Raw genomic sequence first — 22,378 nt, 5'->3', positions numbered from 1 at the left:
AAATATGTGCAGAGTTCTTATTTATTTAGGTAAGCAACAAGTGCCGCTTTATGATTTAATCTATGGCCCTGATAATTCTCTTGCGCACCAGAGTTACGCTCCGAAATTAATGCATCATATTCAGAACTTGGCTGGTTTAGGCTTTTGTGCATGGTCTTACGATTCGCCTGAGCCTATGTTGCCTTTTTATTATAAAACAACATCGCTACCCTTTTTTGATAAGAATTTATATCGTCTTTCAAAAAAAATTTGGGCAAATTGCCTTCTCGCACATGTCAGAGGCGTAGAGTATAGCATTAATGAAATTATATCGGAGCAAAATATCCATCCTTTTAAGCTAGAAACAACTCAAATAACCTTTGCCCATAATGGTAGCTTGTCACATATGCCCGAAATGAAACAAGCCCTCAAACAAGAAATTAAGCCCGCTATCTTTGCTCAAATAAAAGGGACAACAGATAGTGAATGGATATATTCTTTATTTTTATCACAATTAACAGATTATACGGCTGAAATTAGCTTAGATGAAGCTTGGAATGCCTTAATAAAAACATTGGCAATCATTCGGCATACTAGACAGAAACATGGGATTAAAAGAGCCTCGCCAGTTAATTTATTTCTCACGAATGGTAATTATTTAATTGTTACTCGCTTTGTTTATGATTTTGGCCATAATGAAAATAGTATACAAAAAGCTTTTTTAGAATATCACAGTTTATGGGCTACATTTGGTGAAATTTATGGCAGTAGCAGCGGAGTTTATAAAATGCATGGTAGTGATAGACGAAAAAATATCCTTTTTGCATCAGAGCCCTTAACTGCAGATAGAACAACGTGGATTGAGTTGCCTGAGTATTCTATTACTAAAGCTTGGTTTGAAAAGGATGAAATTTTATTTAGAACGTATGATTTAACGGTTTAAAGGTGCTGTGCAGAGATAAACACTTATTTAGTTAATTAAAAGAGATAACTATGGTTATATTTTTAAAATTAATATCGTTTCTACAAGCGCTAATAAGAGGCATCGTATTATTACTGCTATTTTTGTTTATTATATCGTATGTTGTTCTGTGGCTTCCTGAATTAGCACAAGCGCCATACATTAGTTTATTAGTACAAACAAGTGATAATATTTCTCAACCAATAAATGATTTAATCACCTCTATTTTACCCTTTGTCTCTGATTCTAGTGTGGTTGATCTTATTAAAATAATCTTATTTATTCTTATAAATTTAGTCATGAAATCTGTGTCTTTTAGGATGAATTTTTACCTAAATTATCTTTTACAAAAAGATGCATTGGCAAGAATGCGAATTGAAAAGAAGATTCCTGAAAATAATAGCTTATATCAGGAACTTGAAAGTAAATTAATTGAAATGAACGCCAGTAAAAATGAAAAAGATTCTAAAAAACTTTATCAGGAATTTATGGAGTTAAAGAAAAAATTAGAAAGCATGGCAAGATACATGGCTTTTTTAGCAATTGATGTGGTGGATTCAACAGGCATGAAAAGCTCAGAAGAAAAATCATTGGTTCAGGTTGATTTTTTAAGATTTAAGAAACTTATACAGCAAAATCTTGATAAGCAAGGTTGTTTAAAAAGTGCCTGGACGCCAGATGGTGTCATGGCTTGTTTTAATACCGTTGATGATGCTATTAAAGCAGCGCAGCATGCATTGATTAATTTAAAGGAGTTTAATAAGCATCATAAAAAAATTTCTAGAGACTTTATAATTCGGTGCGGCATTCATGCTGGTATTATCTATTATGATGAGCAACTCCCTATGCAAGAAATGACTGATCAAGTCATTGATATTGCGGGCCATATGCAAAAATACGCTAAACCAGGCACGATTGCTATCTCTAAAACATCAATTAAGCCGGTTGATAATACTGCAGGTTTCGTTAATAGTGATAAGGTTGTGGATCAATTAGAAGTATACCAATGGGAAGCAAGTGATAAATTAACCTAGTGGCAGGAAGAATTATGTCATTAAAGATGACTTTCTTAGGAACAGGTGCTGCATTTACCTTAGGTGAAGGCAACTTCCAATCCAATGTGCTTTTGGAAAGTAATGGTGATTCTTTGCTGCTTGATGCTGGTAGTGATTTACGCTTTTCTCTTTTTGAATTAAATCGCAGTTATCATGATATTCGTAATGTTTATATAAGCCACTTACACAACGATCATATTGGCGGTTTAGAATGGCTCGCTTTAACCACTTTTTTTGATAAGACTTATCAAGGTAAGCCAATGCTATTTATCTCAGAAAGGATTGTTGATGAATTATGGGATCATTCACTGTCTGGTGGACTAAATACCTTAACTTTACAGGAAACATCGCTAGATACTTATTTCAATGTTCATGCCATTCAGGAAGGGCAGCCTTTTAGTTGGCAAGACATACGCTTTAAATTAATACAAGTAGTTCATGTTTATAATAACGATCAATTAATGCCCTGCTATGGTTTATTGTTTTCTACGGGTTCAACGCGAATATTTTTTTCTACTGATAGCCAATACAATCCTTACTTGCTAAAGCAACTCAATAGGCATGTTGATTTGATTTTTCATGATTGTGAGACACAAACGCTAAAAACAGGTGTCCATGCCCATTACACAGAATTAAAGCAGTTACCCGCAGAAATTAAAAAGAAAATGTGGCTATATCATTATAATCCTGGCACCTTACCTGATGCTAAAGCAGAGGGTTTTTTAGGTTTTGTCTGTAAAGGTCAATGCTTTAACTTTTAATGTAAGATTGTAGGCTTATGTTCGGGCAAATCAATACCCTACTTTGTCGAAAAATTTCACCATCAATACGGCTTTATGCTCTGTTCAGCTTAGCATTTGTCTCTCTGCAGCGCATTTTGCACGAGGTCTACATTTTGCATAATTTTAATTATTTCTTGGCCTAATAATTCGCGGAATTTTGGTTCTAAATTAGCAGAAATCACTAAATAGGGCTTATTATTGGCACTACGGATAAAGCAAATATCTAATAAATAATCAATGTTTAATAAGTCAAACTGGGGTGTCTCGCTAGCCTTACTTTTTAAGTTAAACAGGAGCGCTCCTTTGTTCTCTTGATGCAGTGCAACGAAACTATCCCATACATTCACATTAACCATAAATTTATTGCGTTTACTAATAGAAGCGAGATTAGCTAATTGACTTAATAGTTTAGGATTTAAATTAAGAGATGGAAATAAGCGAGCATATACGGGCATTGCTATTTTTACTAAAAAGTAAATTAATCTATTTCTTGGTACTATTTTCGAATTAAGACAAGCAAGCTTAAGCAATCCAGGACACTGCTGATACGGCGCGGCTTCCAGAATTGTTTGTTGTAGTTGTTGGGCTAGTTGCATCACCGTAGACTGCGGGTTTAAGACTAATTTAATAGGTTCAAGTTTTAAAAAACAGCCAATTATTTTGTCATATAATGGATTATCGCGCGCTGATTTAACCACATTCATAAAAATCGGCTCTTTTGTAAGGTTCGCTGATGGGCAAGTTTTAACCAGGGCTGCTCCTAAAACTGCGCAAAGTGCCTCGTTTAAGCCAAAATGATGATGGGCGCAAAATTGCAGTAAACTCGTGGTTGCTTTTTTAGGTATTTCTAAATAAGTAGAATAGGTTACTTTTGCTGCAGCCATGTTTTTTATTACATGTTGAGCGGGAAAATTAAAAAAGCAAGCATCCTTTAAATAATTAAGCCAGAAATCATGATCTTTATTAGAATAGGTATCCAATAGCAATTCATTTTCTAAATAGCGCCTATAAAGCTTCTCATAAGTTAAGTCATGGACAGATTTAAGCTTATTAAAAGCGAGATAATAATTAGAAAGCTCAGCCCAAAGTATATTTATTGAAGTGCCATCTGCGATCATATGAGGCATACATGCTTGCAACTCCACTACATTATTTTTTAGATAAAATATTTTTATTCTAAGTAGGGGCGTTTTTTGCGGCCAAGGATAATAATTTATCAATTCATAAATTGATTTAGCTAGAATGGCTTTACAAGCTTGCTCATTTAACGTTGTCAGATCAACTTCTTCTGGAATAATTGTTAAATTGCTTTGTGCACATTGACCAGGTTTAAATCTAAAAATTTTATAAGACAAAACCTCTTGATTTTTCAAAAGCATAGCAAGTGCGTGAGTAAAAGCTTCTTTATTAAAAGCGCCTTGTAGACGTTTTTGAGAAATAATATTTAATTTTTTAGCCTTAGGTTCAAAAGTGTTAGAAAGCCAAAGTAAGAGCTGAAAATTACTTAAAGGCATTAAAGCAGACGTTGCTAGTGAATTTTTAGCTCGCCTTTTATTGGTGGTTTTTATATGACGCATAAGTACTGCTAGTTCAGCAATAGTGGGTGCTTGATATAATTCTTTTACCGTAATATTTTTACCTAACATTTGATTAATTTTAGTTATAATACGTGCTCCAGCTAGGGAGTGGCCGCCTAATTCAAAAAAGTTATCATGGGTACCAATGGGATTTAAACCAAGCTCTTCTGACCAAATTTCAGTTAAGGCTTGTTCAAGTTCATTTGTGGGTGCTAAATAATGCCTATTTAATGATAATTCTGGGACTGGCAATGCATCTCTGTCTAATTTTCCATTCGCATTTAAAGGAAAAAAATCCACAGCAATTAAAGCGGCTGGGATCATGTAATCGGTTAGATACTGTTTAAGGTATTGCTTAATTTGATTGACGCCGAGATTTATAGTTTTATCTTTTAAAATATAATAGGCAACTAATTGTTTTTCATTTAAATGATCAGTACGTGCAATAACAATAGCTTCCTGGATAGCTGGATGGCTAGCTAAGCATCGCTCAATTTCACCTAATTCAACTCTAAATCCACGTATTTTAATTTGGTGATCAATGCGGCCTAAATATTCATAATTACCGTCTGCTAATTGACGACATAAATCGCCCGTTTTATATAAGCGCGAATCAGGGTTTTTACTAAAAGGATTGATAATAAATTTTTTATTCGTTATTTCTGGCTGATTAAAGTAACCACGCGCAAGACTACTCCCACCGATATACAACTCGCCTATTTCACCAGTCGGAACAGGTTTTAAATCATTATCTAAAAGATAAAATGTAACATTTTTTCCAGGTTTACCGATGGGGACATCAGGACGTAACGCATGCAGGCCAGCTTTATTAAATTTAAATAATGACACACCTACTGTGGTTTCAGTTGGCCCATATTCATTAACTAAATGATGATGTGGATAGCGCGCGAGCCATGAAGAGCAATCGATGGTATGTAAAAGCTCACCACCTAGAATAATAAGCCTAAGATTAGATAGTTCAATAAAATTTCCCTGCACGGCATATAATAATACTTTAAAATAGCTTGGCGTTAATTTAATGACATTAATCTGATTATTCCTAAGAAACTCTAAATAACTATGAGGACTTTTTTTAGTGTCATCATCACAGATGATAATCGTCATTCCCAGCATCAAAGGCAGGAGCGTGTTTGCTATCGCCATATCAAAGGCATGACTTGAAGAGAAATCAATACGCTGGCCAGGGTAACAAGCACAAAAATCATTAAATACTTGGCTAAAATTAATAACATTACTATGTTCAATAAGCACACCTTTAGGCTTGCCGGTAGAGCCAGAGGTATAAATAATGTAAGCTAAATTATTAGCGCCACTTGTAGAAATTGGATTAGTGGCGGGATAGGTACTAGTAGGTGCCTTATCAACAAAAATTACCTCTCCTTCATAATTTAAAAATTTATCTTTTAAATCGCTACTTAAGACAAGAAAAGGAACCTGGTTTTCATTTAATATGCTGGTTATACGTTGTTCGGGATGGAATGGCTCAAAAGGAATATAACCGCCACCTGCCTTTAAAATAGCAAACATAGCAATTAAAAGGTCAATAGAACGCGCCATGCATAGCGCAACGGGCCTTTCGGGTTTGACGCCTAATGCTTGTAAATAATGAGCGAGCTGATTCGCTTTTTTATTAAATTGTTCATAAGTTAGAGACTGATTATTATAAACAACTGCTAAGTTCGTAGGATATAAGTTAACTTGCGATTCGAATAGCTCATGCACTGTCATGGAATTATAAATTTTCATACTCTATAATCCCTCCCTATTCATTATTTTAGCTTAAAAATTAATCAGAAATGATAAATAAAACATACATGAATCGTGCCATAATCAGTAAATTGATAGGAAATAGGGCTAAATAATAGGATTATGATGATAATTTAAGTTGTTAAGCTTAAATTAAACGGATTTTCTGCTATAGGTTGGGCTAAACGACATAGCCGTCAGGCTAAGCGCCCAAGAGTCAAGATTGAGGCAGGCAGAGGTAAATTTAGTCCCTTTTTGGAAGCGCCGAAACCATCCATGCGGCTCGATGTTGTGCATCCATGCACAACCACGTTCCAAAAAGTGCCCAAACTTACCTCTGCTGCGAGACCGTAAGTACTCTAAACATATTATTTTCTATGGTGCTAAGAGAACTATTTGCTTAGCCTGACGGCTATGGGCTAAACGAAGTGCAGCCCAATAATCTGTTGGGCCGCGCTATACTTGGCCCAATCTACCTCGCTATCCCGCTAATTCCAACGGTTTTATTTACATGGATTGTCTTATGTCCACAGAGGAATTATTATCTTCATGGTCTGTTCCATTTGCAGAATGGTGTTTAAATTCTTCTTTAAAGGATGCAAGTTTTTGAGACCAGCGCTTTTCTAGCTCGTCTAAAAAGAAAGGGTTATTTGTTGTATTAAGACCATGAATATCTTGTTTAAGTTCCGCCGCTAAGTTGGTTAATAAAGTTCGTCTTTTACCCCAAGTAAGAGAAGCATTTGAATGCTTTTCGTTACTTAAATTCATCTCCATGATGGCTTTAACTTGAGTTGTAACAAGATCAATAATGCTATCAATGAGCTCGCTGTCGTTAGGATAAGCTCTTAAATCTTGAAGAGAGTTTAGAATCATTTTCTGTGCTTCGGTACAGTCTTGGCTAAGTTGGTAACGTTTATAAATCAACGGTGCAATAACAACAAGATGAGAAACGACAAAGCCAACAAAGCAACCAGACATGCTATATAAGCCTCTGTTGAGCCATGAATCACTATCAGAGTAATTATAACCTAAGTACAAACCTTCACCCATACTCGCTAAAATAGTCCCCCGCTGGATGAGTTCATGCCAGCTATAGCGATGCGTGCCTTCGCGTAACAATTCGCCTACGCGAGACCAATCCATATAATAATTAGACCAAGAAGAGAGCGTATTAGCTACTTGAGAAGAAAAAAAGCCAGTCATTTTCATCCTTTAATTATTTAACATTATAATTTAATTACGATTCGGAGTTTCTTTACTAAATGTCTCCCGGGGATAATGATACTCAGCCATAATTTGGTCTTCCGAATCAATAGACTGTAACTTAACTGGAAATTTCCATAAAGTATAGAAATGTTTTATTAGGTTAGGCCAAACAAAGTGCGGCCCAACAAACAATCATTAAGCTGCGCTATGTTTAACCAACCAACTAAGTTAATCTACTTATAAATTAACAACATTATTTACTGCGGGTTGTATTTCTTCCTGAACTTGAACAGCAGTTATCTCAGAAAACAGTTGCGTAGTATGCGATGGAGGTACAGGTACAGACACCGGCTGAGTAGCAGCTAAATTTTGAACATTCTCTTCAACTAAAATCTCTCTTACTTTTACATGAGAAGATGAAGGTAGCTCTTCGTTTGCCCCTTCTAAAGGATTCATTGAATCATTTTTATGTTTGTGACGATGTTTAATGGCTTTATAACTATTATAGGGGATGCAAGCAACATCAATTACCGGACTAACAGCACCTATTCCAGTTAACACTACCCCGCCAACTATCAGTCCTCCTCCCATAGCTGCCACAGTTCCACCCTCACCAAATAAGATTTTACTCGCAAGACTAATAGGAGTAACAACTAAACCGGCCACTGTCATACCTAGACCCATAGGGATGAGTATTAAGGGTCCGGTTATCATCGAAACAGGTGTAAGCATTAATTTTTCAGCATGATTTAATTTATTTTCTTTCGGTACTTGTTTTCGCTTCTCTTTATCTAAAGAAAAACTGGCACTCAATGTCTTACCATATTTTTTCATACCCGTTGAAAATTTTCCCATTATATCCTCCATTGTTTTATAATTTATGGTAATAAATCTTATTCCTTGAGTCTTAAATTTTTGAACTACTTGCAGAAAATTAATTAGATTAATTTTTTAACTGTTAATTACTATACAAAGCTTAAAAATCCTAAGTGATTAAAGTATTTTCTCTAAAATTGTCCTTATATTAAGGTTTTTAATAAGGTCGCGAAAACAAAAGGGTGGATTATATAAACTTAATCACCATAAGCCAATATAAAAATTAATAATAATTTTACAAGAGTTTACAGCCTTATTTTATATTAATTTAAAAGGGTATTATTACTCAGAGTTATTAATAAATAATTCCTTTTTATATCAATCAATTAAATTGAAAAATACCTATAAAAAATCTAAATTAATTACAAAAAATTAAATCATTCGCTTTATAATAAAGAAGTTATTTTGGCGGTTTTTTCGAAATGAGCAGCCGAGAGGGGTTATATAATGGTAAGAGTTTTGAGGCTCTATCGTTTAACGTTAGGGTGAAAAAATAGGTGCCGCCTAGCGTTTTATCTCGTCGATAATTAACCATGAGGTTTTCTTCCATGTAATCTTGCGTTGGGTAAGATAGCCTATTTTGAGGGAAGTAGAATGAAAACCTGGGATACGGCTCTTTGGGCCTACTCCCAGGCTACGCTGGCTGGTGTCTGCAAATGGCGATTGGTGCTGCTATCTATCTCTATTTGCCGCTCAAATTTAATCAACTATCTTGCACTTCTTTATTAAATGGCCCAGGTGGGCAATGATACTCAGCCGTAATCTGGCCCTCAGTATCAATAGACTGTAGCTTAACTGGAAATTTCCATAACGTATAGAGATGTTTTAGGACTTCATTGGTTGTATCTGCTAAAGGAATATTATGCTGTTGAGTATGATGTAGAGTTAAAGACCGATTACCTTCGGTATCAACTGAATAAACTTGAATATCAGGCTCTTGGTAACCTAAATTATATTGGCGTGATAATGCTTCTCGTATAGTTTGATAACCTGATTCATCGTGGATGGCATGAACCACAATATCTGCATTTCGATCATCATCAATGATGTGAAAAAGTTTTAATTCCCGAATTAAGTGTGGTGATAGGTATTGGGCAATAAAGCTTTCATCTTTGTAGTTACGCATTGCCGTATCTAGACTAGTTAGCCAATCGGTATTAGCTAAGTAGGGAAACCAATGTTTATCTTCGGCAGTCGGGTTTTGGCAAATACGCTTAATATCTTGCATCATGTGATAACCCAAGGTATAAGGATTAATCCCGCTATAATAAGGGCTATCAAACGTTGGTTGCATAATGACATTACTGTGATTTTGTAGAATCTCAAGCATAAACTCATCGGCTACTAAGCCTTCATCATAAAGGGCATTAATCAACGTATAATGCCAAAAGCAGGCCCAGCCTTCATTCATCACTTTAGTTTGCCCTTGCGGATAAAAATATTGAGCAATTTTACGTACAATCCGAATAATTTCACGTTGCCAAGGTTGCAATAGTGGTGCATTTTTTTCTAAGAAATAAAGGATATTTTCTTGAGGTTCAGAAGGAAAACGTTTTTTTTCTGTATTAAAATTAGCTTGTTTATGAGGAATAGTACGCCACAGTTCATTAATCTGTGATTGTAAATAAATTTCTCGATTCTGTTGCCGTATTTTCTCTTCTTGAATAGACAAAGCAGGCGGATGCTTATAGCGATCTACCCCATAATTCATTAAAGCATGACAAGCATCAAGAATAGCCTCTACTTCATCAATCCCATAGCGCTCTTCACATTCACTAACATAGTGTCTAGCAAAGACTAAGTAATCAATAATGGCATCTGCTGATGTCCACATCTTAAAAAGGTAATTATTTTTAAAGAAAGAATTATGACCATAACAGGCATGGGCAATTACTAAGGCTTGCATCGCCATGGTGTTTTCTTCCATTAAATAAGCAATACAGGGATTTGAATTAATAACTAATTCGTAAGCTAAACCCATTTCTCCCCGTTGATAGCTTTTTTCAACGCCAACAAAATGTTTACCAAAAGACCAGTGATGATAGCCAATAGGCATGCCAACAGACGCATAGGCATCCATCATTTGTTCAGCAGAAATAATTTCAATTTGATTTGGATAAGTGTCTAGCTTGAAATCACGAGCGAGACGGCTGATTTCTCGATCATAGGTTTGGATTAATTCAAAGGTCCAATCAGCACCAGTTGATAAAGGTTCTCTCTTCTTCATACCGTTTTCCTTTTAAACAACTCGCGAAATACGGGGTAAATATCGGCAACTGTATCGATATTTTCCATAGCAAAGTTCACATGTTTTTCACGTATTTGCTGATAAACCTCCCAAAGACTTTGATGATGCCTAGGCATAATTTCAATATAGGCGAAATATTGCAAAAGTGGCATTATTTTTTCTTGCAGTAGCTCTTGGCAATAAGGTGAATCGGCATTCCAGTTATCACCATCAGATGCTTGGGCTACATAAATATTCCACGATACAGGAGGATAGCGCGCCTCAATAATGGTACTTAATAGCTCTAATGCGCTAGAAACAACCGTACCTCCTGTTTCTCTTGAGTAGAAAAATTCTTCTTCGCTCACTTCTTTTGCTGATGTATGATGCCGAATAAAAACTAAATCAATTTTTTCATAATTTTTAGTTAAAAAGAGATATAAAAGGATAAAAAAGCGCTTAGCAATATCTTTTTTAGCCTCATCCATTGAGCCTGAGACATCCATAATACAAAACATCACCGCTTGGGTGGTCGGTGCTGGAATACGAATGCGGTTGTTATAGCGCAGATCAATGGTATCAATAAAAGGAACTGCTTTAATTTTCTTTTTAAGAAACTCAATATCTCGTTGTAGGCGCAGTAAATCTAAACGCTCAGGATTTGCTTGAGCTTCTAAACGTTCTAACTCTGCTTCTGCTTGTCGCAGCCGCCTTTTGTAAGGGGCGGCTAGTGCCACACGACGACTGGTTGCTTGACGCATAGAACGAATAATATTGATATTAGTTGGTACCCCACTGGACGTAACGCCCGCGCGAACCATTTTGAAATTTTTTACTTGAGCTAAATCTTTTTTTATTAAATCTGGAAGTTCCAAGTCTTCAAAATACAATTCTAAAAACTCTTCCCTAGATAGTTGAAATACAAAATCATCTTCGCCTTCACCATCTTTACTGGCTTTACTGCCTCCTCCTTGGCCCTTTTGGCTAGGGCGTTTAATGCGATCACCGGCTATAAACTGATCATTGCCGGGTAAAATCCGCTCCACATGCCCGCCTTGACCGCGGCGAAAATGCGGCTCTGAAATATCTCTTGACGGAATACTTATTTGTTCGCCTTGATCAATTTCGGTAATACTACGTCTGCCTACAGCATCTGAGACGGCACGCTTAATTTGATTTTTATACCGCCTTAAAAAGCGCTGTCTATTGACAGTGCTTTTTTTGCCAGCGTTTTCTCTGCGGTCAATAAATTGCGACATGACTTAGTATTTCTCCTCACTTATTCCTTCTAGTGAAGGAATATCATGATGTCTCATTATTGTGATTTACGTACCCGCAAATACCATTCACAAAGCAATCTTACTTGCTTACGGGTATAATCTTTCTCTACCATACGCGCAATAAATTCTTCATGTTTTTTCTTATCATCTTCTGACGCTTTGGCATTAAAAGAGATAACTGGCAATAGATCTTCCGTATTAGTAAACATCTTCTTCTCAATGACTGTTTTTAGCTTTTCATAACTATTCCACATGGGGTTTTTGCCATGATAATTAGCACGAGCACGAAGCACGAAATTTACCACTTCATTACGAAAGTCTTTTGGATTAGAAATACCAGCTGGTTTTTCAATTTTTTCTAATTCAGAATTTAGGGCACTGCGATCAAAAATTTCTCCTGTGTCAGGATCACGATAATCTTGATCTTGAATCCAGAAGTCAGCATAAGTAATATACCTATCAAAAATATTCTGACCGTATTCAGAATACGATTCTAAATAGGCTGTTTGAATTTCTTTACCAATAAATTCCACATATTTAGGTGACAAATACTCTTTAATAAAGGTTAAGTATTTTTCATGTAATTCTTGCGGAAATTGCTCTTGTTCAATTTGTCGCTCAAGCACATAAAGTAAATGCACAGGATTGGCCGCTACTTCACTGTGATCAAAGTTAAATACTTTGGATAGGATTTTAAAGGCAAAGCGTGTGGAAATACCGCTCATGCCTTCGTCAACGCCGGCAAAATCTCGGTATTCTTGATAAGATTTTGCTTTTGGATCAGTGTCTTTTAAACTTTCACCATTATAAACGCGCATTTTTGAATAGATGCTTGAATTTTGTGGTTCTTTTAAGCGGGTTAACACTGAAAATTGTGCCAGCATATCTAGTGTGCCTGGGGCACAATGAGCACTGATTAATGAGCTATTGTCAAGTAATTTCTCATATATCTTTATTTCTTCAGAAATACGCAAGCAATAGGGTACTTTTACAATGTTGATTCGATCAATGAATGCTTCATTATTTTTATTATTACGGAACGCTTGCCATTCAGACTCATTGGAGTGAGCAAGAATAATGCCTTCAAAAGGAATGGCAGATAAGCCTTCTGTTGCATTGTAATTGCCTTCTTGTGTGGCTGTTAATAGCGGATGCAGTACTTTAATTGGGGCTTTAAACATTTCCACAAATTCAAGTAAGCCACGATTAGCACGACATAAGCCACCAGAATAACTATAAGCATCAGGATCATCTTGGGAAAATTCTTCTAGCTTACGAATATCGACCTTACCAACCAAGGCTGAAATATCTTGATTATTATCATCACCTGGCTCAGTTTTAGCGATAGCAATCTGTTTTAAGCGCGAAGGCTTCACTTTAATGACTTTAAACTGACTAATATCACCATTATATTCATGCAAGCGCTTTACAGCCCAGGGCGACATCACATAACGAAGATAGCGTCTTGGAATGCCAAATCGTTCTTCAAGCAGATCAGCATCCTCTTCTGGATTAAATAAGGATAAGGGTGAGTCGAAAACAGGCGAGCCCTTAATCGCGTAGAAAGGTACTTTTTGCATTAAATCTTTTAATTTTTCAGCTAAAGAAGACTTACCGCCGCCAACAGGGCCAAGCAAATAGAGCACTTGTTTCGTTTCTTCTAAGCCTTGTGCTGCATGTTTTAAAAAGCCAACAATTTGCTCAATGGGTTCTTCCATACCAAAAAATTCTTTAAACACCGGGTATCGATGTATTATTTTGTTAGAAAAAATACGTGATAAAACCGGATCATGGCGCGTATCAATGACTTCTGGTTCCCCAATGGCCATTAATAGTCGCTCTGCAGGATTAGCGTAAGCCGAAGGATCCTGACGGCACAGCTCAAGGTATTCGCTTAAACTGAGCTCCTCTTCCTTATTATCGACGAAGCGCTTGGTGTAGCTGGTTAGAAAATCATGCGTATTCATTTTGGCTATCCTCTATTGCGTTTCCCGGGAGGAAAAACACTCATTCTTTTATTAATTCACTGGTAAAATTGGTAAACTATTTATAAAGTTAGTATAGAACTAATTAAGCAAAAAGTTTAAAAATTACTAAGAGTTAATCCATTTTAGGCGCCTTTTCTAGCTTTTCGGTAACCGGAGTATTCATCATGCCAGACACAACCATTTTTTTGAAGGACTATACGCCCCCAAATTTTATCGTAGAAAACATTTACCTTAATTTTGAGCTTTATGACGATTATGCATTAGTCGAAAATAAAATGACGCTTAAACGAGCCCACCCAGGCTTATTACATTTATGTGGGGACGAGTTAGAATTAATAAGTATCACCTTAAATAATGAGCTTCTACCTCAAGATAAGTATGAACTCAAAGACGGTGATTTGCTACTTGATAATTGCCCTGAGCAATTTACTTTAACAATTGTCACCCGTATCTATCCACAAAATAATTCTGAGCTTTCAGGGCTTTATCGTTCAAATCAATTATTTTGCACGCAATGTGAAGCAGAAGGTTTTCGCCGGATAACCTTTTATCTTGATAGGCCTGATGTGCTTTCTATTTTTACTACGCGCATTGCAGCGGATAAAGAAAAATACCCTACCTTGCTCTCCAATGGTAATTTAATTGATGCAGGGGATGCGGAAAACGGGCGACATTGGGTCGTCTGGCAAGATCCATTTAAAAAGCCTGCTTATTTATTTGCGTTGGTTGCTGGAAATTTAGCCTGTGTAAAGGATGAATTTACTACGTGTTCAGGTAAAAAAGTTGATTTACGAATTTATGTTGAACCGGGGAATGAAGATAAATGCGCCCATGCAATGGCATCTTTGCAGCGCTGCATGCGTTGGGATGAAGAAGTTTATGGCCGCGAGTATGATTTATCAATCTTTATGATTGTCGCAGTCAGCGACTTTAATATGGGCGCTATGGAGAATAAAGGCTTAAATATTTTTAATTCTAAATATATTTTAGCAAGACCAGATACAGCCACTGATCAAGACTTTGCTGATGTTGAAGGTGTTGTTGGGCATGAGTATTTTCATAATTGGACAGGTAATCGTGTCACTTGTCGCGATTGGTTCCAATTAAGCCTTAAGGAAGGTTTAACTGTTTTTCGTGATCAGGAATTTTCTCGTGACATGAATTCACGCGATGTAAATCGTATTTTAGATGTAAAAGTGTTACGTACAACCCAATTTCCTGAAGACGCAGGCGCTATGGCGCATCCTGTGAGGCCAGATTCTTACCAGGAAATAAATAATTTCTACACCTCTACTGTTTACAATAAAGGAGCGGAAGTAATCCGCATGCAGCATACCTTGCTGGGTAAAGAAGGATTTCGCCGCGGCATGGATCTTTATTTTGAGCGCCATGATGGCCAAGCTGTAACGATTGATGATTTTGTGGCGGCTATGGAAGATGCTAACCAGGTCGATTTTACTCAATTTAAACGCTGGTATAGCCAAGCAGGCACGCCTACCGTTGATGTAACAAGTTCTTATGAAGCGGACACATTAACATTAACATTAACTCAAAGCTGTCCACCCACAGCAGAATGTCTTGATAAACAGCCCTTTCATATTCCCATTCGTCTTGCTTTATTTAATAAAGAAAATGGGCAACCTTTTGCGCTAGAGCATGATTTAATAGAACTGCGCGAACGCCAGCAAACGTTTACCTTTTCAGGCATAACTAATCAGCCGGTTATTTCGCTACTGCGCGAGTTTTCAGCGCCTATTAAGTTGCAAAGTGAACTTAGTCAACATGACCTATTGGCTTTACTGCGCTTTGAAACAGATGGTTATGCTAAGTGGAATGCAGCGCAATGTTTAGCGCTGTCTTGCTTGTCTGATTTTTGTAAAAAACCAAGGGCAGAATGGCAATTATCAAATGAATTAATAGCAGCTTTTACTTATGTGCTACAAGATGAAACATTAGACATGGCTTTGCGCGCTGAGTTATTAATGCCACCGGATTTTGAAGAAGTTGTTGCGGCAGTAGATATTGTCGATGTCGGCCTTATTGAATCTGCGCGTGATTTTTATCGCCAGACCCTAGGCCGTGCTCTCTACAATCAAGCTTATACCGTGTATCAAGCACTTTGGGTTCAAGAAGAACATGCTATGAATGCTCAAGCGTATGGGCAAAGAAAATTGCGTAATACTTGTTTATGGCTAATGATGAAAGCGAATGAGCAAGAGGCAATAACCTATTGCGAGCAGCAATTTATACAAGCTAAAACCATGTCTGATCAAATAGCGAGTTTTACCTTATTGAATAATTGCGCTATTGATGGCATACGGCAAAAAGCAGTCAATGAGTTTTATAAGCAATGGGCTAATGATGAATTAGTTTTAGATAAATGGTTTGCAATTCAAGCAACGAGTGAATTACCAGATACATTACAGGAAGTAAAAGGGTTATTAAGTCATCCGGCCTTTTCTTTTAAAAATCCAAATAAAGTCAGAGCAGTCATAGGTGCTTTTGTGCAGGCTAATCCAAAACATTTTCACGCCTTAGATGGCAGTGGTTATGAATTTCTAACAGATATGTTAATTAAACTTGATGCAATTAATCCGCAAGTCACAGCTCGCTTAGCAACACCCTTTACGCGTTGGCGCCGTTACGATAGCAGCCGTCAGGCGTTAATGCATGGGCAATTAAAGCGTTTAGAGACTCATCCTTTATCGCGTGATTTGCGTGAAATAGTTTCAAAAAGCTTACAAGCCTAGTAAAGTAAAAAGGATGCTAATTCTTTAGTAATTTGTCCTTGGTTATCTGCAAGACCAATACCAATCGCGCTTACCCGGGCTTTTACCAGAGCTGGGTAGCGCTGATTAAATTCGTTTACAAGATGCTGTAAGTGTTGATAAATAGATTGCTCTTCTTGGGCTGAGTAAGTGACATGAGGTGCAAGGAAAGTAATATGAGGCGTATAGTCAGCAAACACATTAGGGCTGCCATAAGTTTGAAAGCTCTTTAATTTTTGTGGATTGTGCGCTGCCCAAGCTGGAATGTTTGCTGCACGGTCACGTAAATCATTTACCGCGAGAACAACTGCATTACTGAGCTGTTGTAAGTATTTTTGCGGCTGCACAGTAAGCATGACATAGCGGCTTGGCGTGGTTGTTAAACCCTGTGCGGCTATAGAAAATGGGTGATAGTTTTTAGCTAGTTTCTTAATTCGTTTAATGATAAGTTGTTTATTTTTACCAGGGTATTGAGTTAAATAGAGAGTAATATGTAAGGGATGTTTTGCAGAACTAGGCGTTAATTGATAATTTGCTAAGCTTTTTTTATAAATTAATAATTGCTCAAATTGAGTATTATATTTTTGAATTTTACTGGTTGGCGCTAATTTTAAATAAATATTAATTGCGGTGGAGGTATTTGAATTAGCCCAGGTAAACGTGGTAATAAGTAATAAAATTAACCCATTTAAATAGATGTTTATACTATGGTTAGTCGCTGTGCCGTTATAGGCAATCCTGTTGCACATAGCTTATCTCCCTTAATTCACCAGTATTTTGCTAAAGAGGCAGGTAATAAATTAATATATGAAAAAATTCAAGGTCATGATACGGATTTTGAAACCCAAGTCATAGGCTTTTTTAAAGAGGGTGGCAAGGGCTTAAATGTAACATTGCCGTTTAAAGAACGAGCGTTTGCTATGGCTGATGACGTAACGCCGCGTTGCTTAAAGGCAAAATCAGCGAACACCTTATGGTTAAAAAATGAGGAGAAGCTGTGCGCTGATAACACGGATGGCACGGGCCTTATACGAGATTTAAGTCATCATTTAAGTTTAATAGATAAAAGGGTATTGCTATTGGGAGCAGGTGGTGCTGCGCGTGGCATTATTGAGCCTTTATTAGCGTCTGGTATTACTAAGTTAACCCTAATAAACCGCACTAAAGAAAAGCTATTCATCTTAAAAAATGATTTTCCTGCAATTGAAATTGCTGACCAAGACACGCTTAAAGCTAGATTTGATTTAATTATTAACGCTACTTCAGCAAGCTTAACAGCAAGTCAAAATAAGCTGATATCAGCAAAAATTTTACAAAACCAACCCTATTGTTATGATCTAGCTTATAATTTGCACAAGCAAACCCCTTTTGTTGCTTTTGCTAGAGCACATGGCTGTGTGGCTGATGATGGTTTAGGCATGCTAGTAGAGCAAGCAGCAGAGGCATTTCTAATTTGGCATGGGTTTAAGCCTGATACAAACACTGTGTTAACTGCTTTACAACGCTAATTTAGGGCATATTTTTATTCAAAAAATTCAAGGACTGCGTCGCGGGCTAATAGGGTATCTTCATAGCCTAATTTAAATAGCTCACGAGTAAATTCTTTTTCAAACAATAAAAAGCTAAGCAGATCACCCGAATGACTTTTAGCTCCTAAAAGATTAAGCATAAAACGTAAGACAGCAGGCATGTTGTTGTAATGTGCTTGTGCTATCGGTGCAAACGCTTGGCTTGGCCTGAGATGCATGGTTTGGACAGGCCGCCACGGAGAACGACGTTTTTTCCAGAGAGATAATAGTCTTGCAATTTCATTCATGCGATTAACCATTTCAATGTCCCTGTCTAGGTTATCCATAAATAAACTATTTAACATCCCTCCTAAAATACGTGCAAATCCAATATTGCCGTTTTGTGTCCCTTCATAAAAAAGAGAAGTTGGTAATTGGCGAGTACCTAAAATTAAAATTTTATCCACTTGAAAACGGATAGCGCCACGTAAAGGTGATACCAATCCCATACTACCATCGCCATAATGAGAACTTTCAATTTTTGCTGCTGGAAAAAATAAAGGCAATGCGCTAGAAGCTAAAATATGTTCCATCTGTAAATCAGTACGATAACTGGCATGACGGGGGTAATCCCAACCTTGGAAGGCAGGATCATGATATTGATAAAATGAAATAGTTTGCTGTGTTTCGTAACAATGGCTAATGACTTCCATGGTTTCTAAATGATTATTTACAATATTCTCATTGAGTTGGTTGAAATTAATGGTATTAGAAATAAATTCCCGTAAAGGAGAAGTATCCAACAAATGTCCAGATTGGCTGCGTCTTATAAGAAGTGGGCTTAAGCTGCGTAGCACCGACTTGCTCACTTTATAATTACTGGCATGAAAAATTTGCTGGCAATAAATATTATTCCAGATCATTTCAAGCTTTTCGGTGGCTGCTGGAAAATCAAGTGCATTTTCTGCAAGGATAGCTGCATTTAGGCATCCTACACTAACACCACTTACCATATTAAAAGGGATTTTCTTAACATTGAGAATAGTACTAATGGCTTTAAGAACACCAGCTTGATAAGCACCACGAGCACCACCACCTGCTAAGTAAAGTGCTTTTTTAGTCATTAAAAAATTTTTTTATTAAAATCACAATATAGCTCGCTTCCCTATTAGTGGCAAGTACGAAATCTTCTAATCTTGCTTATTAAATTTTAAACCAATTTTTTGCAGTTAATTGAAAAGCTAACTCAGAAAACTTATATATTTCTAAGCTATACTGATTGAGTATATACCTGTCTTTTCAATGAGGAGGTATATAGGTATCAGCTTTCTCTAACCATAGCTGACAGCTAATTCTTTATAGAATCATTCAAGGTGTTATATTGTTATGTCTAGTAATAAAGCTTTAGAGCCGGATGTTGACTATTTAAAAGCCGTTGTGGAATTAAGTCGTATTGCTAAGCCTGTTACATTTACACCTACGCCTTTAACTAAAAAATCAAAATTCCTGGAAATGTTTAAACTTATACCAGGATTAGCAGAGTTTGTAGGTAAATTTGATGAATCAGGAGAAAATATAAGTCTGTTAATCCAGCTTAAAGAAAATATATCGCGCGCTGCTCATACAGCCGAGGCTTCATTTCATTGGATTAGGCTAGGTTTAGCTATTGTTAACTTTATTCGGATTCCAGCCATTTTTTTAACAGCTGCTCTGCTTGGTCAAAAAGTTCCGTTTACTTTGTCAAAAACCGGGCAATGGGTTTATGCGACCACGTTATTAGCTTTAACTGCTCTTGCGATTGCCCTACCTCCTATAGCGCCGTTTATGATATTAGCAGCATCTGGCGTTGTTTTAGGTAGTTCCCTCTTTACATTGGGACGTCTTTTATATCAGCGTTACCAAATTAAAAAAGAATTAAAAAATATAACAAAGCAAATAGATGAAGAAATGGAAGATTTAAATCAATTACGAAGCCAGGCGCATCAGCTGAGAGAAGATTTAAAGCATGCCACAGAGGATGATGAAAAGGTAAAATTACTTAAAGCGATTGAAGCATTAAAACAATCTTATGATAGTCGCTATCAGTCTATACAAGCGCTATATGATAAGAAAGGGCTGTATGAGTATAAATTGGCTAAGCGCGACAACATTGCCATTTTAGATAAGCTCGTTGCTAGCTTTCTCGCCGCAGGTCTATTTAGCGGGCTTGTTGTAGCTATCTTTTTTCCACCTGTAGGCCTTGCTATTTCTATCGCTTGCGCAGCAGCAGGGGGAACCTATTTATTAGGCCGTTTTATAGGCTCTTTTTTATCTAAACAGTCGGGCCTTAAAGTCTCTACACAAACAGATAATAAAGAGCAGGCTGAAGCTGTAACTGATTATGCAGAAAATGAAGACAAACTAGAGGAAAAACTTAATGAGACAAAGGCGCCGCGTTTAGATCACTTACCACCTACATTAGATGATTCAGAAATGTTGATGGAGTTAGCGCTTGGCGTTACACCAGAACAAACTGAACAGCACAAAATCCATAATCAGTTGTCTGCAGAGGATGAGTTAAGTACGTCCACAGATATTCCTTCTCTTTATCGTAAAAGAGAGGCACCGAAGAAAGAGCCAGCGCCTCTTATTGAAGATGAAGAGAGGGACGGAGACGGGGAGATAATACATCCTAAACGCACCTAATTAATATTCTTTTAACGCTATAAACGTTCGTATAATATTTGCGTCGAATTTACGTTAGTTGCAATCTACTTTAAAGTAATATAGGTTAATTTGATAAGGACTAGCAAAGAGTAGATATGCGACGATTGTTTTCTGATCAACCACGCGCTTTTAGTATGATTTTTATGCTAGAAGTTTGGGAGCGGTTTGGTTTTTATACGGTCCAAGGTATTTTTACTTTATATTTTATTCGTACCTTAGGATTTAATGATACGCAAGCCTATTACACCTTCGGTGCTTTTTCTGCTTTAGTTTATGGCATGATTGCTTTTGGTGGTTACTTAGGTGATAAGGTCTTAGGTACCAAACGTACGATTGTTTTAGGCTTAATTGTTCTGTCTTTAGGCTACTTAGCGCTAGCTTTTGCCAATTCTCAGCAGGTATTTTTAGCGTTAGGTCTTGTTTGTGTAGGTAATGGTTTATTCAAAGCAAACCCTTCGAGTTTATTATCAAAATGTTACGAAGAGAATGATCCGCGCTTACATAGTGCATTTACCCTGTATTACATGGCTATTAACTTAGGCTCAACGTTTGCTTTGTTTATAGGACCTGCCGTTGCTAGTCATTATGGTTATTCTTATGCTTATTTTCTAAGTTTTATCGGCTTAATTTTAGGGATAGTGAATTATATTTTCCAACGGCAACATGTTAAAGATATTAATACGCCAGCTGATTTAGCAACTATTCGTATTTGGCAGTGGGCTTTAATAATCGGCGGAATTTTATTGGTAACTTATGCATCTGCCTATCTATTGCAGCATGTAATGCTTGCTAAACAACTTGTTTGGCTAGTGACGGCATTTGTTACTGCTGTTTATTTCTTTTATATGTATCGTGAAGGCAAACAGTCCTGTATGCGCATGTTAGTTGCATTTGTGTTAATGCTCGAGGCCATTGTCTTTTTTACGCTTTATCAGCAGATGCCGACTTCATTAACCCTCTTTGCTGTTAATAATGTCACACCCACATTACTAGGAATTACTCTAGACCCGCAAAGCTTTCAAGCCTTAAACCCAATTTGGATTATTGTAATGAGTCCTCTTTTGGCTTTGCTGTACAATAAACTCAATCAGCGTGGTTTTGCTTTTCCTATCCCGCATAAATTTGCTGCTGGTATGATCTGTTGTGGATTAAGTTTTAGCTTATTATTTTTTGCACGCTTTTTACACGATGGTTCTGGTATCGTTTCATCTTGGTGGCTAGTTGGTAGCTATCTCTTACAAAGTACAGGCGAGTTATTGGTATCAGCTTTAGGGGTTGCTATGGTTGCTGAACTTGTTCCTGCGCATATTGTTGGCTTTGTGATGGGCATGTGGTTTTTAACATCTTCTATAGCCGGTTTTTTAGGGGCAACGGTCGCTTCCATGACCGCTTTACCAGAAAATGTTAAGCCAGGCATAGAGTCATTGTTAATTTATACAGATGCATTTGCGTATATTGGTGTAATCACCTTGGTAATTGGTGGCATTATGTGGCTGGTAGCATCGAAGTTAAATCAATATATGCATGAAGCGCCTGTCTTAACGTTATCTACTGCCATTTGAAGTCAATAAGTTAACAAACCTGCAAAAGAAAGTACTTATTTCTGCTAGGTATTATATATCCATACCTCGGCAGCAGTACTATCCTATTGCCTTAAAAAATAAGGCTAATTTTAAATTAAATTAACACATTCTTTAC

The 22,378-nt window shown here is 36.8% G+C and carries 15 protein-coding genes; 7 read left to right on the top strand and 8 right to left on the bottom strand.

What is annotated here, in order from left to right; all coding sequences use genetic code 11:
- Nucleotides 1-4: 4 nt before the first annotated feature.
- The 3 genes from DYE47_RS13390 to DYE47_RS13380 are packed head-to-tail and all read left to right on the top strand — an operon-like array spanning nucleotide 5 to nucleotide 2,756.
- Nucleotides 5-922 (top strand): class II glutamine amidotransferase, encoded by a 918-nt coding sequence (locus tag DYE47_RS13390; protein WP_115303841.1) that lies wholly within the window; start codon nucleotides 5-7, stop codon nucleotides 920-922.
- Nucleotides 923-972: 50 nt separating this feature from the next.
- Nucleotides 973-1,974 (top strand): hypothetical protein, encoded by a 1,002-nt coding sequence (locus DYE47_RS13385; protein WP_115303840.1) that lies wholly within the window; start codon nucleotides 973-975, stop codon nucleotides 1,972-1,974.
- 14 nt (nucleotides 1,975-1,988) lie between these two features.
- Nucleotides 1,989-2,756 carry an MBL fold metallo-hydrolase gene (locus DYE47_RS13380; RefSeq protein ID WP_115303839.1) on the top strand — a complete coding sequence of 256 codons (768 nt, stop codon included), beginning with the start codon at nucleotides 1,989-1,991 and terminating at the stop codon, nucleotides 2,754-2,756.
- A gap of 89 nt (nucleotides 2,757-2,845) precedes the next feature.
- Here the strand turns inward: DYE47_RS13380 and DYE47_RS13375 are convergent, their stop codons facing one another.
- The 6 genes from DYE47_RS13375 to DYE47_RS13350 all read right to left on the bottom strand — a co-directional run bounded on the left by DYE47_RS13375 (nucleotide 2,846) and on the right by DYE47_RS13350 (nucleotide 13,677).
- The gene (locus DYE47_RS13375; protein WP_115303838.1) at nucleotides 2,846-6,121 is read right to left on the bottom strand and encodes an amino acid adenylation domain-containing protein; all 3,276 of its coding nucleotides are present in this window, start codon (nucleotides 6,119-6,121) and stop codon (nucleotides 2,846-2,848) included.
- A gap of 507 nt (nucleotides 6,122-6,628) precedes the next feature.
- Nucleotides 6,629-7,324, bottom strand: coding sequence for a hypothetical protein (locus tag DYE47_RS13370; RefSeq protein WP_115303837.1), 696 nt, complete (start codon nucleotides 7,322-7,324; stop codon nucleotides 6,629-6,631).
- A 240-nt stretch (nucleotides 7,325-7,564) separates the two neighbouring features.
- A complete protein-coding gene (locus DYE47_RS13365; protein ID WP_131750090.1) occupies nucleotides 7,565-8,182 on the bottom strand; it encodes a hypothetical protein in 618 nt (205 codons plus the stop codon).
- Between the two features lie 724 nt (nucleotides 8,183-8,906).
- Nucleotides 8,907-10,430, bottom strand: coding sequence for a SpoVR family protein (locus tag DYE47_RS13360; RefSeq protein WP_115303835.1), 1,524 nt, complete (start codon nucleotides 10,428-10,430; stop codon nucleotides 8,907-8,909).
- Nucleotides 10,427-11,689, bottom strand: a complete 1,263-nt coding sequence (locus DYE47_RS13355) for a YeaH/YhbH family protein (RefSeq protein ID WP_115303834.1) — start codon at nucleotides 11,687-11,689, stop codon at nucleotides 10,427-10,429. Before DYE47_RS13355 ends, DYE47_RS13360 begins: the two co-directional genes overlap by 4 nt.
- A 56-nt stretch (nucleotides 11,690-11,745) precedes the next feature.
- Nucleotides 11,746-13,677 (bottom strand): PrkA family serine protein kinase, encoded by a 1,932-nt coding sequence (locus DYE47_RS13350; protein WP_115303833.1) that lies wholly within the window; start codon nucleotides 13,675-13,677, stop codon nucleotides 11,746-11,748.
- Nucleotides 13,678-13,862: 185 nt separating this feature from the next.
- Here DYE47_RS13350 and pepN point away from each other — a divergent pair, with 185 nt between their 5' ends.
- Nucleotides 13,863-16,448 carry an aminopeptidase N gene (pepN, locus tag DYE47_RS13345; protein ID WP_115303832.1) on the top strand — a complete coding sequence of 862 codons (2,586 nt, stop codon included), beginning with the start codon at nucleotides 13,863-13,865 and terminating at the stop codon, nucleotides 16,446-16,448.
- On the opposite strand, the gene DYE47_RS13340 is transcribed toward pepN, so the two are convergent.
- On the bottom strand, nucleotides 16,445-17,215 hold the full coding sequence (locus DYE47_RS13340; RefSeq protein WP_115303831.1) for a 2'-5' RNA ligase family protein: 771 nt from the start codon (nucleotides 17,213-17,215) through the stop codon (nucleotides 16,445-16,447). The two genes, pepN and DYE47_RS13340, sit on opposite strands and share 4 nt — an antisense overlap.
- Between DYE47_RS13340 and aroE the strand changes: the two genes are divergently transcribed.
- On the top strand, nucleotides 17,174-17,974 hold the full coding sequence (gene aroE, locus DYE47_RS13335; RefSeq protein WP_115303830.1) for a shikimate dehydrogenase: 801 nt from the start codon (nucleotides 17,174-17,176) through the stop codon (nucleotides 17,972-17,974). The genes DYE47_RS13340 and aroE overlap by 42 nt on opposite strands.
- Before the next feature lie 14 nt (nucleotides 17,975-17,988).
- Here aroE and DYE47_RS13330 read toward each other — a convergent pair whose 3' ends face one another.
- Nucleotides 17,989-19,098: a patatin-like phospholipase family protein gene (locus tag DYE47_RS13330; protein ID WP_115303829.1), complete on the bottom strand. Its 1,110-nt coding sequence runs from the start codon at nucleotides 19,096-19,098 to the stop codon at nucleotides 17,989-17,991.
- Between the two features lie 262 nt (nucleotides 19,099-19,360).
- Here DYE47_RS13330 and DYE47_RS13325 point away from each other — a divergent pair, with 262 nt between their 5' ends.
- Nucleotides 19,361-20,659 carry a hypothetical protein gene (locus DYE47_RS13325; RefSeq protein WP_115303828.1) on the top strand — a complete coding sequence of 433 codons (1,299 nt, stop codon included), beginning with the start codon at nucleotides 19,361-19,363 and terminating at the stop codon, nucleotides 20,657-20,659.
- A gap of 116 nt (nucleotides 20,660-20,775) precedes the next feature.
- Nucleotides 20,776-22,242: an oligopeptide:H+ symporter gene (locus DYE47_RS13320; RefSeq protein WP_115303827.1), complete on the top strand. Its 1,467-nt coding sequence runs from the start codon at nucleotides 20,776-20,778 to the stop codon at nucleotides 22,240-22,242.
- Nucleotides 22,243-22,378: the final 136 nt, after the last annotated feature.

It is taken from the genome of Legionella beliardensis (assembly GCF_900452395.1).
GTDB lineage: Bacteria > Pseudomonadota > Gammaproteobacteria > Legionellales > Legionellaceae > Legionella_C > Legionella_C beliardensis.
This window is presented reverse-complemented; position numbering and strand designations above follow the sequence as displayed.